General features: G+C 67.3%; 18 protein-coding genes. 9 read left to right on the forward strand and 9 right to left on the reverse strand.

The window, feature by feature from the left end; genetic code table 11:
- On the forward strand, positions 1-322 hold a 322-nt coding region (locus tag Amac_RS12510), incomplete at its 5' end, for an IS66 family transposase (RefSeq protein ID WP_155354520.1).
- A gap of 150 nt (positions 323-472) precedes the next feature.
- On the opposite strand, the gene Amac_RS12515 is transcribed toward Amac_RS12510, so the two are convergent.
- From Amac_RS12515 to Amac_RS12525, 3 genes are read right to left on the reverse strand one after another with little or no spacing between them, the layout of a single operon-like run.
- Positions 473-676 carry a DUF397 domain-containing protein gene (locus Amac_RS12515; protein WP_155354521.1) on the reverse strand — a complete coding sequence of 68 codons (204 nt, stop codon included), beginning with the start codon at positions 674-676 and terminating at the stop codon, positions 473-475.
- Positions 677-715: 39 nt separating this feature from the next.
- Positions 716-916, reverse strand: coding sequence for a DUF397 domain-containing protein (locus Amac_RS12520; protein WP_155354522.1), 201 nt, complete (start codon positions 914-916; stop codon positions 716-718).
- Entirely contained in the window at positions 913-1,779 is an 867-nt protein-coding gene (locus Amac_RS12525) for a helix-turn-helix domain-containing protein (protein ID WP_307729723.1), read from the reverse strand. The genes Amac_RS12520 and Amac_RS12525 overlap by 4 nt, the downstream gene beginning before the upstream one ends.
- Positions 1,780-2,049: 270 nt before the next feature.
- On the opposite strand from Amac_RS12525, the gene Amac_RS12530 reads away from it, so the two are divergent.
- Both Amac_RS12530 and Amac_RS12535 read left to right on the forward strand, forming a co-directional pair.
- On the forward strand, positions 2,050-3,318 hold the full coding sequence (locus Amac_RS12530) for an ATP-binding protein (protein WP_155354523.1): 1,269 nt from the start codon (positions 2,050-2,052) through the stop codon (positions 3,316-3,318).
- A 97-nt stretch (positions 3,319-3,415) separates the two neighbouring features.
- A complete protein-coding gene (locus Amac_RS12535; RefSeq protein ID WP_155354524.1) occupies positions 3,416-4,111 on the forward strand; it encodes a dihydrofolate reductase family protein in 696 nt (231 codons plus the stop codon).
- Positions 4,112-4,182: 71 nt separating this feature from the next.
- On the opposite strand, the gene Amac_RS12540 is transcribed toward Amac_RS12535, so the two are convergent.
- From Amac_RS12540 to Amac_RS12565, 6 genes are all read right to left on the reverse strand, one after another.
- Complete coding sequence (locus Amac_RS12540; protein ID WP_155354525.1) at positions 4,183-4,341, reverse strand: hypothetical protein; 159 nt, start codon at positions 4,339-4,341, stop codon at positions 4,183-4,185.
- 126 nt (positions 4,342-4,467) lie between these two features.
- Entirely contained in the window at positions 4,468-5,373 is a 906-nt protein-coding gene (locus Amac_RS12545; protein WP_155354526.1) for an alpha/beta fold hydrolase, read from the reverse strand.
- 49 nt (positions 5,374-5,422) lie between these two features.
- Positions 5,423-6,190 (reverse strand): SDR family oxidoreductase, encoded by a 768-nt coding sequence (locus Amac_RS12550; RefSeq protein ID WP_246268283.1) that lies wholly within the window; start codon positions 6,188-6,190, stop codon positions 5,423-5,425.
- The gene (locus tag Amac_RS12555) at positions 6,187-7,206 is read right to left on the reverse strand and encodes an NADP-dependent oxidoreductase (RefSeq protein WP_155354527.1); all 1,020 of its coding nucleotides are present in this window, start codon (positions 7,204-7,206) and stop codon (positions 6,187-6,189) included. The genes Amac_RS12550 and Amac_RS12555 overlap by 4 nt, the downstream gene beginning before the upstream one ends.
- 5 nt (positions 7,207-7,211) lie before the next feature.
- Positions 7,212-8,369, reverse strand: a complete 1,158-nt coding sequence (locus tag Amac_RS12560) for a serine hydrolase domain-containing protein (protein WP_155354528.1) — start codon at positions 8,367-8,369, stop codon at positions 7,212-7,214.
- A gap of 150 nt (positions 8,370-8,519) precedes the next feature.
- On the reverse strand, positions 8,520-9,107 hold the full coding sequence (locus Amac_RS12565) for a QsdR family transcriptional regulator (RefSeq protein WP_155354529.1): 588 nt from the start codon (positions 9,105-9,107) through the stop codon (positions 8,520-8,522).
- Positions 9,108-9,234: 127 nt separating this feature from the next.
- Between Amac_RS12565 and Amac_RS12570 the strand changes: the two genes are divergently transcribed.
- The 6 genes from Amac_RS12570 (at position 9,235) to Amac_RS12595 (ending at position 15,690) form a co-directional block, all read left to right on the forward strand.
- The gene (locus tag Amac_RS12570; RefSeq protein ID WP_155354530.1) at positions 9,235-9,915 is read left to right on the forward strand and encodes a haloacid dehalogenase type II; all 681 of its coding nucleotides are present in this window, start codon (positions 9,235-9,237) and stop codon (positions 9,913-9,915) included.
- Positions 9,912-11,609: an MOSC and FAD-binding oxidoreductase domain-containing protein gene (locus Amac_RS12575; RefSeq protein ID WP_218041039.1), complete on the forward strand. Its 1,698-nt coding sequence runs from the start codon at positions 9,912-9,914 to the stop codon at positions 11,607-11,609. The genes Amac_RS12570 and Amac_RS12575 overlap by 4 nt, the downstream gene beginning before the upstream one ends.
- Before the next feature lie 16 nt (positions 11,610-11,625).
- Positions 11,626-12,600: a zinc-binding alcohol dehydrogenase family protein gene (locus tag Amac_RS12580; protein ID WP_155354531.1), complete on the forward strand. Its 975-nt coding sequence runs from the start codon at positions 11,626-11,628 to the stop codon at positions 12,598-12,600.
- Between the two features lie 189 nt (positions 12,601-12,789).
- Positions 12,790-13,971 (forward strand): cellulose-binding domain-containing protein, encoded by a 1,182-nt coding sequence (locus Amac_RS12585; protein ID WP_218041040.1) that lies wholly within the window; start codon positions 12,790-12,792, stop codon positions 13,969-13,971.
- A 250-nt stretch (positions 13,972-14,221) separates the two neighbouring features.
- On the forward strand, positions 14,222-14,716 hold the full coding sequence (locus Amac_RS12590) for a carboxymuconolactone decarboxylase family protein (RefSeq protein ID WP_246268284.1): 495 nt from the start codon (positions 14,222-14,224) through the stop codon (positions 14,714-14,716).
- A gap of 89 nt (positions 14,717-14,805) precedes the next feature.
- A complete protein-coding gene (locus tag Amac_RS12595) occupies positions 14,806-15,690 on the forward strand; it encodes a hypothetical protein (RefSeq protein WP_155354533.1) in 885 nt (294 codons plus the stop codon).

The raw sequence follows: 15,690 nt of genomic DNA on the forward strand, positions 1-15,690 counted from the left end.
CCCCGGACCCGCCAAAACCGTCACCCAGCCCGTCGGCCGGGTGCTGCTGGAAGTGCTGCGCGACCGTGAGGACGACGTCCTGCGTTTCGCCCATGACCTGCGGATTCCTCCGACGAACAACCAGGCCGAACGCGATGTCCGACCAGCCAAAACCCAGCAGAAGATCTCCGGGCGGCTTCGATCGGAGACGGCGACCGGCAACCGGTACGCCATCCGCGGCTACCTGTCCACCGCCGCCAAACACGGCACCGACGTCATCTCCGCGATCCGCGACGCCCTGCTCGGCAGACCCTGGATGCCGCCGGACCCAGCCACCGCCTAACCCACGGGCACGTTTGGTAACCACTCACGCCCGACGACCATCACCCACCGCGATCACATCACACTGGAATGCGTCGGGCCTGAATGAATACGGTCGATCTTGCTGAAGGCAGTAGACCAGTCGATTCCTGGCGCGGTACGACGACCTGAACTACCGGAGATCGAACTCGCCGAGTCGTACGCCGCCGATGAAGGCTTCCCACTCGTCCGGACGGAACACGAGCATGCCGCCCGCACGGTTCTTCGTGTCCCTGACAGCGATCACGTCATCGGTGATGGCGACCTCAACGCAGCTTGGGCCATCGCCGCTGAGACTGCTCTTGTGCCACGAGGCATTCGCAAGGTCTGGTCGCAACTCCCCATCCCCTTCACAGTGGATCCCCAGGCCTTTAGATCAGGTGTCGAATTCGCCGCTCTTAACGCCACCGAGGAAGGCTGACCACTCGTCAGCGGTGAAGATCAGCGCTGGGCCGGTCGGGTGCTTGCTGTCCCTGACTCCGACGATGCCTGGCAGATTCGACGCAACCTCGACGCAGTTGTTGCCGCTGCCACTGAGGCTGCTCTTGCGCCATGCGGCGTTGGACAGATCGATCATGAGAAGTGTTCCTTGATCTCAGTGATGAGCCCCATGGATTCCTCCGGTTGCAGGGCGACATCGCCAATACGGGCGAAGGCCACTTTATAGCGTTCTACCTGCTCTGAGCCTTCGACGTATACCTCTCCGGCGGTGCCTTCCACGTAGGCCACATCAGGATCGATGTCCTCGGCGAAGGAGAGAACGGTGAAGGCGCCTTCGAGCCCTGCGTGGGCTCCGGCGTCGTAGGGAAGGACGCGAATCGTCACGTTTGGTCGGAGTGCGGAGACCAGGAGGGACTCCAGCTGGGCGTGCATCGTTTGGGTGCCGCCGATGGGGCGGCGAAGAACAGCCTCGTCCAGAACAGCGCGTAGCTCGGGTGCGTTGGGGCGGCTCAGCAGCATGCGCCGGGCCATACGGGCCATGACTCGCCGGTGAACATCGTCGGCATCGTGTGGTTGGGGTAGTCCGGCACCGATCACTGTTCGTGCGTAGTCCTCGGTTTGCAGCAGACCCGGAACCAGCTGCACCTCCCACTGGCGGATCAGGGAGGCTTCGTCCTCGAAGCCGACGTAGGAGCCGGTGAAGACATCGGCGTAGGCGGTCCACCAGCCTCGCTGGCGGACCTCCTTCGCGAGTTGGATCAAGGCCGCGCGTACCGATGAGTCGGCGCCGAACAGTTCGCAGATCTGGGCGACGTCGGAGGAACTGGCGCGGGTGCGGCCGGTTTCGACGCGGCTTACTTTGCTGCGGCTCCATCCGAGTCGGGCGGCGGCTGCCTCGGGGCTTAGTCCGACCTGTTCACGCATCTTGCGGAGTTCGCGGGCTAGTCGCCTGAGGCGGACGGTCGGGCTGTGTGCCATGGACATGTGCACAGTCTGCATGATGGTTCACCTTCCTCACATCCGGATTGAATGAATCACATAAAATCTGCACAGTGCATTGACACCATGCACTACACACTTCCACTATGAGCACGAGCCCACGGCGATAGGAGGACACTCCATGGCGGCGTGTACTCAGCTGGAAGTACAGCTGATCCATTTGGTGCGGTTGGCATGGAACTTGCGCACGCTGCCCTTGAGCACCGCCATCGACCTCCCCAGGGCTACGAACGTGCCGTGCTGATTCAGCGGGAATCGAGGTCCTGACCCATGACAGAAATAGAAGCCATCCAGGGATCACCCATCGCCGTGCTGGGCGTCATCGACCTTCCCGGGCAACCGGCCGCGGCGCCGAGCGCGCGGAAGTTCGTTCGAGGGCTGTTCGCCGGTGTGGCCGATGACCGGCTGGATGACCTGACGCTGGTCGTCACCGAACTGGTTTCGAATTCGGTGCGCCACTCGGATTCTGGCCGCATTCCGGATGGGCTGGTCACCGTGGCGGTCGCGAGCTACGAAGGCGACATCTTCGTCAACGTGACCGATGACGGGTCGTGCACCAGTGTCCCGCACATACGGCTTCCCACCGACGTGGAACGTCTCGGCGGGCGCGGGCTGCGCTTGGTCGACCAGATCGCCGACAATTGGGGCTACCGCGACCAGGACACGAAACGGGTGGTCTGGCTCCGCTTAAGCTCGCCGCACAACGTCCCCGACGACGACCCTCCTCCATGGCCGCCGCCCTGGTCACAAGCCATCCGGGAGATGCCGCACGGAGGACTGGCGTACGAGCTGGTGCCGGGCATGTATATCCAGGTCCCGCCCAAGGTCATACCCGATCTCGCGCCCGGGACGGCCGAGCCCGAATCCCATCGGCCCGCGCGGAGCGGCGGTCCTCGCAGGGCTGTGGTGAGGATGCGCTGCCAGGAGATCATCGCGCAGGCGGCCGAGCGGATCGCCAGCGGTGAGCTCGGCGACGGGACGCGCATGGCCAGCGTCCAGCAGCTGATGGCGGAGCACTGCATTCCCAGCTCAGCCGCCACCTATATCCAGCGTGCCCTTCGGGAGCGAGGGCTCATCCGCCTAGTTCCCGGCCTGGGCTACGTCGTCGGCGCCCCCCACCACACTCCGCAGCCACCACGCCCGCCCGTCCACGATCAGATCACGATGATCGCGGTGGCCGTGGCCGAGAGGATCCGTACCGGCGAGATCGTCGCGCACCAGCGCCTGACCACCCGCCAGCTGATGGCCGAACACGGCATCTCCCGAGGCAGCGCCTGGTCAATCCTCCGGCGGCTCGTTGCCAAATGCTGGGCCTACGACACCGAACGCAAAGGCGTCCGGGTCGCTCCCTACCGCGACTGGCCCCGCCAGGGGACCTCGATGGCCCTCATGCCGGTACCCGCCGACCACGCCCGCCGCCGGGGGCAAGGCAACGAAGTGGCCGAACCTGGCAATGCTCCCCCGTCAGTTCCACAGGCGGCATCCTCGGCCGAGGATGCCGGTGGCAGTCGAGACGACCGCCGTACCAGGGCCGCGTAATACCCGCACACGCGATGTAGAGATTCGGTCCGCGGTTCCGACTCTTCCACTGAGTGGGTCCCAACCCAGGGGGCGCCAGAACAGGAGCGAAGCGAACATGACAAAGGTGACGGCACAGATGTCGGTGTCACTCGACGGCTTCTACGCCGGTCGGCAGCACAGGGGCGAGGCGGCGGATTGGATGGAGTCGGCGGAGGCTGCGGGCTTCTTCCGGGTCACTCGATGGGTGATCGACGCCATGGCTTGGCGGGAACGGCAGGGGTTCGCGGGCGGGGAGCAGAACGTCAGTTCTGACGTCATCGCTGAGACGTTCGAGGCCGCCGGGGCGTACGTCATGGGGCGACGCATGGCGGACGGTGGTGAAGTTCCGTGGGGTGACGAGCCGCCGTTTCGGGCGCCAGTGTTCGTCGTGACCAACCGGCCTCGCGAGACCCTGGTGCGTCAGGGTGGGACCAGCTTCACCTACGTGACTGACGGTATCGCCAGCGCCGTGGAACAGGCACGCGCCGCCGCGGGGGGCAAGGATGTGGCGGTCGCCGGAGGGGGCAGCCTACTCCGCCAGGTGATCAAGGCCGGGCTGCTGGACGAGCTGGAACTGCATATCGTCCCGGCCGTGCTCGGCACGGGGATGCGCCTGCTCGATGCCGACCTCGACCTCGCCGAGAAGGAAGCGATCGAGCTCACGCCTACCCGAGTGATCCACACCCCTGAGGTCACGCACATCCGCTACACCGTCAATGGACGGGCCGCCCTCGTCCTCGACGACCGTGGCAGGGGAACCGACGCACCGTAGCGAAATCGCCGCGAACGCCGGGGAGACTCCGACAGGTCTCCCCGGCCGCGACATCTGGGTCCGAACCGGAGTTACCCGACAGTCGAGGAGGTGCGTTGCCGTCGAAGGTCCTTGCCGGTGGACGGGGGGATGGAGGCGTGCGGGTCGATCCGGCGGTGAAGCCGGCGCAGCGGAGCGGGGGCCCACCAGTTGGCTCGCCCGGCGAGGCGCATGACGGCCGGTACCAGCACGGCGCGGATGATGGTCGCGTCGGGTTCGAGAGGCCACCCCGTGCCGCTCGCGCGGAACCAGCTCGGCTTCCGCTGTGCGGGTGTCCTCGGACATGGTTCTCCTTCTCGATCAGATGACGGCTTGCCTCATAGGTCGTTCCTTCGGTCGACGCTGCGCAGGTAGTCGAGGATCAGGTCGGTCACCCGTTTGGGCTCTTCCTGGTGCAGCCAGTGGCCGGCGCCGCTGACGGTGTGCGAGCGGAGTCGCCGGAAGCCGCGGGCGGAGCGGTCGGCCGGCATGAATGCGGAGATCGGGTCTTCGGTGCCGGTGACGAACAGCGACGGCGCCTCGATCCTGTGCCGGTCGCGGCGGGTCGCCAGCCGCCAGTTCGCGTCGATGTTGCGGTAGTAGTTGAGGCCGCCGCCGAAGCCGGTGCGTTCGAACTCGCGCACGTACGTGTCGAGCACGTCGTCGGGCAACCATGCGGGCGCGCCGATCACATCATCGGAATCCAGCTGGTCGACGCGCCCGGACAGCACGGCGACCAAGGTGCGGGTGACGTCGCGTTCGAGCATCGCTTCCGGTGTCGCTTTCTCCTGAAATTTCAGCATGTAGAAGTCGTCACCAAAGCGGTTGCGGAAGATCTGCGTGGGCGCGACCGGGGCCGGCACGGTGTACGGCACGCTGAGCCCGGTCAAGGAGAGAACGCGCTCAGGGTGGGTCAGCCCCAACGGCCAGACCGAAGCCGCACCCCAGTCGTGCCCGACGAAGTGCGCCCGCTCGACCTGCTCGTGATCGAGAAGCGCGATCAAATCCGCCCCGACGGTGTCACTGTCGTAACCGTCCGGCGAGCTCGGGCGCGAGCTACGCCCGTAACCACGCATGTCCGGAGCCACCACGCGATAGCCCGCCTCGACCAGCGCCGGCACCTGGTGGCGCCAGGTGATGGCCAGGTCGGGGAAGCCATGGGCCAGCACGACCAGAGGTCCGGAACCCGCGATCGTCACGGCGAGGTCGATGCCGTTCACCTGCCACGTGTCGTGGTCCCTCAAGCGCTCTCCGTTTCACGGCGGCGATGCGTACGCATGCCGGTCGATTGTGCTACCGCGCATAGGTGGCGGCGCCGTCGACGACGAGGGTCTCGCCGACCACGTAGTCACCGGCTCGGGAGGCGAGATACACCGCGGCTCCGGCCATGTCATCGGGCTTGCCGATGCGCCCTGCGGGGATCAGCGTCTCGATCTCGTCGGCGCGGTCCCGCGCGTCGCGGTTCATCTCCGACGCGAAGGCACCGGGGGCGATACCGCTCATCACGATCCCGTCCCGCACCAGCCGCAGTGCCAAACGACGGGTGAGGTGGATCAGGCCCGCCTTGCTGGCGTGGTAGGAGTACGTCTCCAGCGCGCTCATGGAGATGCCGTCGATCGACGCGATGTTGAGCACCTTCGCCGGCCGCTCGTCGCGTGTTCTGCGCAGCATCGGGAGCAGCCGCTGGGTGAGGAAGAACGGCGCCTTGAGGTTGAGGTCGGCGACCTTGTCCCACCCCGACTCAGGGAACTCCTCGAACGGCGCGCCCCAGGCCGCGCCCGCGTTGTTGACCAGGATGTCGAGTCTGCTCTCGTGCCGCTGGAGAGCGGACACGAGCCGCTCGATCCCCTCAAGGGTGGACACGTCAGCCGGAAGCGAGACACAAGCCATCTCCCGCGCCGCCGCGTCGCAGGCGGCCGCCTTGCGCGCGTTGATGTAGACCCTCGCGCCGGCGGCGAGGAACCCTTCGGCGATCATGCGCCCGATCCCCCGCGAGCCGCCGGTCACCAAGGCGGCTCGCCCTTCGAGGGAGAAGAGCTCAGCGTGCGGTCTCACGGTCACGTCGCGTCCGGGTTGAGCCGCACGAGCATCTTGCCGACGTTGGCTCCGCCGAGCAGCCCGAGTAGTGCGTCGACGGAGTGCGCCAGACCCTCCACGACCGTCTGTGTCGAGGTCAGCGACCCGTCCTCGAGCCAGCCGGAAGCCAGATCGACCCACTCGTCACGCAGGTCGGCGTGGTCCATCACGATGAACCCGCGCAGCGTGAGGCGCATGCGGACGGCCTGCAACAGGTTCGTGGGACCCGGCGCGGGCTTCTCCTCGTTGTACTGCGAGATCGCTCCGCACAGCGCGACGCGCCCCCCGATCCGCAGGGACGACAGCGCCGCCTGCAGGTGGTCGCCTCCGACGTTGTCGAAGTAGACGTCGATGCCCTCGGGCGCCGCACCCCGCAGCGATCGCGAGATCGGCCCGGCCTTGTAGTCGATGGCCCGGTCGTACCCGAACTCCCGGATGAGACGTCCGGCCTTCTCCGGCCCGCCCGCGGAGCCGATCACCGTAGCCGCGCCGAGGTGAAGGGCCACGCGAGCGGCGACCAGACCGACCGCCCCGGCGGCACCGGAGATGAAGACCACGTCGCCCTCGCGCACGCCGGCGATCTCCTTGAGCCCGACGTACGCCGTGAGCCCAGGCATTCCGAGCACGCCCAGATAGGCCGAGGCAGGAGCCCTCCGGGTGTCCACCCGAAGCGCGTGCTTGCCGTCCAGCACCGCGTAGTCACGCCAGCCCAGGCGATGAAGCACCTGGTCGCCGACCGCGAGATCGTCGGCGCGGGACTCGACGACGGTGCCCACGGCGCCGCCCTCCATCGGCTCGTCGAGCCGGAACGGCGGGACGTACGAAGGGACGTCCCGCATCCGGCCGCGCATCGCCGGGTCGACCGACATCCAGTCGTTGCGTACGAGAATCTGGCCCGGGCCGGGATCGGGCACCACCAGTTCTTCGATTTTGAAGTCACTGTGCGCGGGCAGACCCGACGGTCGTGCCACGAGACGCACCTCACGACTCTTGATGGTCATCGTCGTCAGCGGGCCACGACGGCGGACGCGCAGCGGCTGATCACGTCGCAGTAGGCGGCCGACACTTCTGAGCCGATCACTCCGGGCTGCATCTGGTTCATCATGTAGCTGATCGTCATCCGCCGGTCGACGTCCATGATGATCAGGGAGCCGCCCCAGCCGCCCCAGAAGCAGACCTTGCCGGCCGGCACGAAGGGCACCCCCTCGGGCTCGGGCAGGGCGTAGCCGATTCCCCAGCGCAGCGGGAGTCCCAGGAACAGGTCGGGGCCGTGCGCCTGCTCGCGGAAGATGAGCTCGATGGTCTCCGGCTTGAGCAGGCGGACGCCGTTGGTCTCGCCGCCCAGGGAGATCACCGACATGATCTGGGCGACCGACCGCGCGTTGCCGTGGCCGTTGCAGGCGCCGATGTCGGCCCTATACCACTGTGGGGTGTTCGCCAGGGTGGGGTCGTTGTAGGAGCCGACCAAGGTCTTGTAGAAGACGCTGTCGGGGTCGGGGGCGGGCATCTCGAGCGTCGCCGTCCCGGCGGGCGGGAGCATGGTCGCGATCCGATCCCAGTCGGCCTCCTTCGCCCCGATCTGGAAGTCGGCTCCTAACGGACCGGCGATCTCGTCGGCGACGAAGTCGCGCAGGCTCTTGCCTGACACCCGGCGTACGACCTCGCCCACGAGGTGGCCGAAATTACTGGCGTGGTAGCCGCTGGCCGTACCGGGCTCCCACCAGGGCGGCTGGGCGGCGAGCTTGGCCGCGGCGGCGGCGAAGTTGTAGCTGTCCTCGGGCGCGAACGGCTGCGCCCAGGCCGAGACGCCGGAGGTGTGGCTGAGCAGGTGCCGGACCTCGACGTGTTCCTTGCCGCCCGCGGCGAACTCCGGCCAGTAGTGGGCCACGGTCTCGAAGGGGTCGAGCAGCCCTCGGTCGACGAGCATGAGCGCGGCGAGGCTGGTGATCGTCTTGGTCGTCGACCAGACCGTGACGATGGTGTCCTCGGTCCAGGGCCGGGTGCGCTCGGCGTCCATGTGGCCGCCCCAGATATCGACCACATTGGTGCCGTCGACGTTCACGACGATGCCGGCGCCGACTTCGACTCCGGCGTCGAGGTTCGCCGCGAGGGCGTCACGGACCTCTCTGTACTGCTCCGTCACCTGTCCGAAAACCTCTGCCACGGCTGATCCCTTCTCCGAGGCCGTTGCCCCATCACAGCGGGACGGTGCAACATTTATGGATATGTTGCGCAGCGTGGCATAGCTCACATCCCGAGGTCAAGACCAGAGGTCGATCATGGTGCGGTCGCGGGCAGCCCGAGGGAGGGCGCGTCATAGCTCCACGTGGAGGAGGGCTGCTACCGAGGCACGGATCTTGGTGGCGTCCGGGCTGTCACCGATGATCGTGTCGGCGTAGATGAACGACTCGATGATCCGCACGATGAGGTAAGCCAGGTCGTGGCAGGCCAGCGCGTGGGTCAGGTTGCCCCGGTCGCGCTCCTGCTCGACCATGCGCTCGAAGATACTGACCACGTAGCCCTGCACCGGGCTCGCCTTCGAGGTGAGCAACCGCAGGGCTCGGTCCGACTCGCGCTTGAGATAAGCCTGGAAGAACTCCGAGTCGATGAGAGCCTGAGCGTAGTGGTACGCCGTGAGCGCGATCCGGGCTCCCCCGGTCTGCTTCGACTTGGAATCGGCGTCCCGGATCGCCGACTCGGTCATGGAGATCAGGATCGCGGCCACGAGCTGGTCGCGGTTTCCGACCCACCGGAACAGCGTGGACCGGTCGACTCCCAACTCGGCCGCGAGAACCTGCATGTCAAGCCGCTCGCCCGCGACGAACCGCCGCCGCGCCAGCCGGAACGCACGTTCGGCCTCGGCGTGCCGCGCGAACGGAATCGCCTGCGGGGGACTCGACATGCTGCGGATTCTAGGCCAGTTCCGCCACGGGCTCCGCAACGCGACTGCCGATCATCCCCATGGACGATGACCTGATGCTCCAAGGGCTATACGAGGGCAAATGCGTCCATATGGGTAAGAACCAGTCATGACCAGAGTCATCGCGTTCGATGTCAACGAGAGCCTGCTCGACCTCTCTGCGCTCGACGAGGCCTTTGAGGTGCTGCTGGGGTCGGCTGCCCTTCGGGAACAGTGGTTCAGGCAGATGTTGCAGATCACCTTCGTCGGCGGGCTGACCGGTGATTACGTGGACTACAGCACGGCCCAGCATGCCGCGTTGTTGATGCTGGCCGAACGGCACGGTAGGAGAGTCTCGGCGGGGGATGCGGCTGGGATTGTCGAGCGGATGAGCTCCCTGCCTGCCCATCCTGAGGTCGTCGGCGCGCTCCGGCGTCTGCGGACCAGCCCACTCAAGATGGTGGCGCTGACGAACTCTGTGGGCCCGGTCGCCGAGGCGCAGCTCACCAACAGCGGTATACGCGGCTACTTCGACGCCGTGATCTCGGCCGACAGCGTGGAACAGCTCAAACCGCTGCCCGATCCCTATCAGGCCACCGCGAAGGACTTCGGCGTGGACATTTCTGAGGTTCGGCTGGTGGCTGCGCACTGGTGGGACACGTGGGGTGCGCTCGCCGCAGGTTGCAAGGCGGCCTTCATCGCGCGGCCCGGCATGGTCCTCAGCCCCATCGGCCGGCGTCCGGACATCATCGGCGCCGACCTGTCCGCCGTCGTCGACCAGATCCTCGAGGTCGATGTGCGAGGACCATGATGGCGAAGCTGTTGTCGGTGAACGTCGGGATGCCGAAGGATGTGTCCTGGCAGGGCAGGACGGTGTACACCGGCGTGTGGAAGCGGGCGGTCACCGGCCCGCGGATGGCCAGGCGGCTCAACATCGACGGGGACGGCCAGGGCGACCTGCAGGGACACGGCGGCGAGCAGCGGGCCGTGCTGGTGTACCAGATCCAGTGCTATGAGTACTGGCAGAAGTACTTCGGCCGGGCCGACTTCGAATACGGCCAGTTCGGGGAGAACTTCACTGTCGACGGGCTGCCCGACGACGAGGTGTGCATCGGCGACCGCTACCGCATCGGCGAAGCCGAATTCGAGGTCACGCAGCCACGCGTGACCTGCTACCGGGTGGGTCTGCGCCTGGGCGAACCCGAACTCCCCGCCCTCCTGGTCTCCCACCACCGGCCTGGCTTCTACCTTCGCGTCCTCACTGAGGGAAGGGTCGAGGCGGGCGACGACATCATCCGGACGAAGATCGGCCCCGGCGCGCTCACCGTTGCCGACATCGACGCCCTGCTCTACCTCCCCGGCCACGACCAGGACACGCTGCGCAGAGCGCTGGCCATCCCCGCCCTGAGCCCCGGCTGGCGACGCTCCTTTGAGGACATGGCCGCCGGTGGTACCGCCCCGCCGCGCTCCGAGGGCTGGACCGGCTTCCGCCCGATGCGGGTGAGCAGGATCGTCCGGGAGACGCCGTCAGTGCTGTCCCTCTACCTCGAGGCGGACAGCGGGGGCTCGCTCCCCGTCGCCGAGGCCGGGCAGTACCTCACATTCCGGGTCGCCGGAGCCGGCGAGCCCGCGCCGGTGCGCAGCTACTCGCTCTCCTCAGCATCCGCCTATCGGGTGAGCGTGAAACGCGAGGGACGCGTCAGCGGATACCTGCACGCGAGCCTCCAGGTCGGCGCGGTGCTGGAGGTGGCGGCGCCCCGAGGCGACTTCGTCCTCGCCCCCGGCACCGGCCCGGTGCTCCTCATCTCGGCGGGCATCGGCGCGACACCGGTCATGGCGATGTTGCACCGGCTCGCCGAAGAGCACGCCGAACGCCCCACCTGGTGGATCCACACCGCGCGAAACCGCACCGAGCACGCTTTCGCCCACGAGGCCCACACCCTGCTGGCCTCGCTCCCGGACGCGCACGAACACATCTTCTACACCGCCGGCGACGGCTCAGGCGGGGGGATCCACCACGGCCGGCCGACCTTGGCGAGCCTGGCGGCGCTCGGCGTTCCCGCCGAGGCCACGGCCTACCTGTGCGGGCCGCCCTCCTTCATGAGCGCCGTACGCGACATGCTCGTGGCCATCGGAATCGCGCCCGGCAGCATCCACACCGAACTGTTCGGCGCACTCGCCCCCCTCACGCCGGGCGTCGCGGCTCGCCCCGCCGTACCTCCCCACCAGCCGCCGGGCGAGCCGGGTGACGGGCCGCTGATCACGTTCGCCCGGAGCGGGCTGTCGGTCCGCTGGTCGCCGCGGTACCGGACCGTGTTGGATCTCGCCGACGCCTGCGACGTGCCGACGCGCTGGTCCTGCCGTACCGGCGTCTGCCACACCTGCGTCACGCCGATTCTCGCCGGGGACGTGTGCTACTCCCCCGACCCGCTGGAACCGCCCGCCGCCGGAGAGGTCCTGATCTGCTGCGCCAGGCCGGAGGACGACCTGGTGCTCGACCTTTGACATCGGGAGGGCCGACATGCGTGCCATCGTTATCGAGAGATTCGGGGGACCTGAGTGCTTGGTGTATCGGGAGTTGCCGGAACCTGAGCCCGTAGCCGGACAGGTCGTCATCAAGATCAAGGCCTTTGGCCTCAACCATGCCGAGATGCACATGCGCAGAGGAGAGTGGGTCGAGGCGGCGCCGGTGAGCGGCATCGAGTGCGTTGGCCTCGTGCATGCCTGTCCCGGTGGGGAGTTTCCCGTGGGCGCCAAGGTTGCCGCGCTGATGGGCGGTCTCGGGCGTACGATCAACGGCAGTTACGCCGAATACACCCGGGCCCCGGCCTCGAACGTGGCACTCATCGATTCCGACCTGCCGTGGGCCGAGCTGGCCACCATCCCGGAGACGTACGCCACCGCCTGGACGTGCCTGTTCCGCAACCTGCAGATCACCGAGGGACAGACGCTGCTCGTCAGGGGCGGCACCTCCTCCTTCGGGCAGGCCGCGATCGGCCTCGCGGTCGACGCCGGGGCGCGGGTCATCGCCACCACCCGCGACCGTACCCGCTTCGGCCTGCTGGAAGACCTCGGCGCGGAACGCGGCGAGGTGGAAGGGCCGGCGCTCTCTCTGCGAATCCCTGAGGCCAAGCAACTCGACGCCGTGCTCGACCTGATCGGGAACAGCACCATCCTCGACTCGCTGGCGATGCTACGCCGGGGCGGGCGCGCCTGCCTGGCCGGCTGGCTCGGCGGCCTCGACCCGATCCCCGACTTCAACCCGCTGGCGCAGATGGCGAGCGGCGTCTATCTCACTTTCTTCGCCAGTTTCGTCTTCGGCACTCCCGGCTTCCCACTGTCCGACGTACCACTCCAGGCGATCGCCGAACGGGCGGCGGCCGGCCACCTGCGGGCCAAGCCGTCGCGCGTGTTCGGCTTCGAAGAGATCCGCGAGGCCCATCGCGTCATGGAGGCCGGTACGGCCAGAGGCAAGATGGTGGTCGTCCACGAGTGAAGCATGCGGCTGGGCCGCCATGACCGCCGTCGTGGTCGTGCTGACCGCCATCGCCACGCTCGACCACCGCCTGGCCTCGCGAAGGGCGGTATGAAAGTTACAGAAAACCTTTAGCGTAAGCCCAGGCCCCAGGTCATGGACTAGTTGGTTGACTGTACGAACATACTCCACGCTCATACCTTTTCAGGCATGAGATGGATTCTGGCGATCTTGATGCTGGCCGCGACCACCGTGGTCGCCACGGCCACGTCGGCAGCGGCCGCGGTCGCGTGCGGCGTCACGTACACGACCAACGACTGGAACGGCGGCTTCACGGCCAGCGTGACCGTCAAGAACCTGGGTGACGCGTGGAACGGCTGGACGCTGAGGTTCACGTTCTCGGCCGGGCAGACGTTGACTCAGGGCTGGTCGGCGAACTGGTCGCAGTCGGGCGCCAACGTCACCGCGACCAACCTGGACTGGAACGCCGCCCTCGGGACCGGCGCGTCCACCTCCCTCGGCTTCGGCGGCACCTGGACCGGCTCCAACCCGAAGCCCTCGTCGTTCACGGTCAACGGGGTGACCTGCACCGGCTCGACTCCCACTGCCACCCCGACCCCGACCCCGACGCCGACTCCCCCGCCTACCGGGAACGTGTGGAACCCGCCGAGCAACCTGGTCCAGCCGCTCAACCAGGTGTGGAGCCACGTCGAGTCCACTTACCCGAATTTGTACGGCTTCAGGAACTACATCTGGGACCAGATCATGGCCGGGCGAGGCAACATCAACTACTGCGTCCGATGGGACTCCGGCGCGACGGTGACCGCGGCGCTGCGCGACCAGATCCACGCCAACCTGGCCCGCATGTTCCAGAAGTGGGTCGACCAGCTCGCGGGCTGGAACGGCTGGCCGTACCCGACGGTCAACGTGAAGGTGGTGGGCTGGGCGGTACGGAACAGGGCGCAGCTGCAGTGGACGGACAACTCTGTCGACATCTACGTCAACGACATCAACGAGAACGCTCCGCAGTGCGCGCCGCCCTGCGGGCGCTTCTTCCACCAGGACGGCAACTACTCGGGCTGCCCGGGCGGGGCGAGTCATCACTATGACATGTCGCTCTGGCTGACGGCCGGGATGAGCGGTGGCGCGGGAGGCGACTGGGGTCAGCGGATCGGCAGCGAATACTTCGTCGGCGCGCTCGGCTCGGCCAACATCCACATCCTGTTACATGAGATAGGACATGGGTACGGGCTCGACGACTTCTACGACTGGACCCCGACCGGGGTGGGGGGCTTCATCATGAAGGCGGGCTCGGCATCGCAGATCACCGAGTTCGACGGGTGGATGCTGCGTGACTGGTGGCGGCACCTCAAGAGCCGCTACAGCATCTAGTGCGGGTGACACGCCGACCAAGGTCCCACCTTGGTCGGCGTGACCGCCTCAGGCTCCGCCGCCCACATGCTCCGGCCCGCTGCAGTTACGACTTGTTGCTCTATACGGCGAAAAATGTTGACGGGGTGGAGGTGGTCGCGAATTCTGCGTTCGGAATGTTCGCGAGCCGAGGGAGGCACAGCCCATGCCGCACATCACCCTGGTGTCTGATGAGCCGGGAATCCGGGGACTTTTCAGGTTCCGTCCGGAGATGGCTCGGCCGTTGAACGAGCTGGTCGAGGCGTTGCTGCGCGCGGACAACACGTTGACGCGCGGGGAACGTGAGCTGATCGCGGCGTACGTGTCGGCGCTGAACGAGTGCCGTTACTGCTTCTCCTCGCACGCGGCGTACGCGGCGGCGCAGCTGGAGGGTGGGATGGAGCTGGTCGAGCAGGTCCGGGCGGACGTGGGCGGCGCGCCGATCTCGCCCAAGCTGCGGGCGCTGCTGGGCATCGCGGCGGCCGTACAGCAGAGCGGGCTGCGGGTTACGGACCGGCTCATCACAGCCGCGCACGACGCGGGCGCGACTGATGTGGAGATCCACGACACCGTCCTGATCGCGGCGGCGTTCTGCATGTTCAACCGGTACGTCGACGGGCTGGGCACGATCGCCCCAGACGACCCTGAGTCCTATGCGGCGCGGGCCAAACGCATCGTCTCCGACGGCTACCTCGCCTTACTGGCCGAATCCCAGCGCAAGGCGTAGCGGCCGTTGCCGGTTCGCGCTGTCTGGTCAACACTTGATCTACCGATCATCTGACTGGCTCGGTCAGGTGTCGGCCAAGGGGGCGCTGAATGGCGAATCGCCGGTTGATCGCGGTGCTGACAGCGATCATCGCCGTGCTCGTCACGGTGATCGTGGTAATGATCGTCAACGGTGGGGAGGATGATCGAGTCTCCCCCGCAGGCGCGGTCTCGACGCCCTCGCCCGTGTCACCGTCCGCTCAGACACCGGTCGCGTCGCCTGCCGTACAAACCTGGGCCAAGGGACAGTGCCTGAACGCGGCCTATACCGTGAACTCCTCGCCCGGTGTCGTCTCCGTCGTGCCCTGCGAGGATGCCCAGGCGAAGTCGCGGATCATCGCCGTGACCGCCCAATGCCCCGCGGAGACCGACGGGCTGCGGCACGGCCCGGAGGTGCCCACCGGGCGGACCGCCTGCGTACGCAACCTCGCCGCGCCGCATCCGGGCGATCCGGGTAAGGGCGGCGGCATCCTGCGCCCGGGCGACTGCGTCTACATCGCCGAGCCGTCCGACACCAAGGACACCGATCCCCAGGAACGCCCCTGCCACGACCGGTACGGCCCCGGCAAGATCTGGAACTTCTACAAGAAGAAGTCCCAGTGCAAGGACGCCGACGGTTTCCTCGACAATCACTACACCAACCGTCGCGACCACCCGACCAAACCCGTCATCTGCACCACCGGGGGCTACGACGTCGAAACCCCGGGCGCGCAGTACGCCAAGGGCATCTGCGTCCGCAAACCGGCGAGCTTCGCCGGCGGCGTGCCCGGGTGGCGGAACGTCATAGGGGGCCTCGACGAGGTCGGCTGCCGCTCCAAGAGCGCCTGGGCCAAGGTCGTGGGAAGCGTCAGCGCGCAGAATTGCCCATCAGGCACGACGGACACCCTGTCCAGCATCGACTGGTACCCCGGCACCACCTGCCTCCGCCGTTTGTGA

The organism is Acrocarpospora macrocephala (assembly GCF_009687865.1).
In the GTDB taxonomy this organism is placed as follows: domain Bacteria; phylum Actinomycetota; class Actinomycetes; order Streptosporangiales; family Streptosporangiaceae; genus Acrocarpospora; species Acrocarpospora macrocephala.

What these genes read in the sequence shown, in the direction of transcription:
- Amac_RS12520 (WP_155354522.1), bottom strand. Translation starts at nt 916, where the DNA reads ATGATCGATCTGTCCAACGCCGCATGGCGCAAGAGCAGCCTCAGTGGC.
- Amac_RS12525 (WP_307729723.1), bottom strand. Translation starts at nt 1,779, where the DNA reads ATGCAGACTGTGCACATGTCCATGGCACACAGCCCGACCGTCCGCCTC.
- Amac_RS12530 (WP_155354523.1), top strand. Translation starts at nt 2,050, where the DNA reads ATGACAGAAATAGAAGCCATCCAGGGATCACCCATCGCCGTGCTGGGC.
- Amac_RS12535 (WP_155354524.1), top strand. Translation starts at nt 3,416, where the DNA reads ATGACAAAGGTGACGGCACAGATGTCGGTGTCACTCGACGGCTTCTAC.
- Amac_RS12555 (WP_155354527.1), bottom strand. Translation starts at nt 7,206, where the DNA reads ATGACCATCAAGAGTCGTGAGGTGCGTCTCGTGGCACGACCGTCGGGT.
- Amac_RS12565 (WP_155354529.1), bottom strand. Translation starts at nt 9,107, where the DNA reads ATGTCGAGTCCCCCGCAGGCGATTCCGTTCGCGCGGCACGCCGAGGCC.
- Amac_RS12570 (WP_155354530.1), top strand. Translation starts at nt 9,235, where the DNA reads ATGACCAGAGTCATCGCGTTCGATGTCAACGAGAGCCTGCTCGACCTC.
- Amac_RS12575 (WP_218041039.1), top strand. Translation starts at nt 9,912, where the DNA reads ATGATGGCGAAGCTGTTGTCGGTGAACGTCGGGATGCCGAAGGATGTG.
- Amac_RS12580 (WP_155354531.1), top strand. Translation starts at nt 11,626, where the DNA reads ATGCGTGCCATCGTTATCGAGAGATTCGGGGGACCTGAGTGCTTGGTG.
- Amac_RS12585 (WP_218041040.1), top strand. Translation starts at nt 12,790, where the DNA reads ATGAGATGGATTCTGGCGATCTTGATGCTGGCCGCGACCACCGTGGTC.
- Amac_RS12590 (WP_246268284.1), top strand. Translation starts at nt 14,222, where the DNA reads ATGGCTCGGCCGTTGAACGAGCTGGTCGAGGCGTTGCTGCGCGCGGAC.
- Amac_RS12595 (WP_155354533.1), top strand. Translation starts at nt 14,806, where the DNA reads ATGGCGAATCGCCGGTTGATCGCGGTGCTGACAGCGATCATCGCCGTG.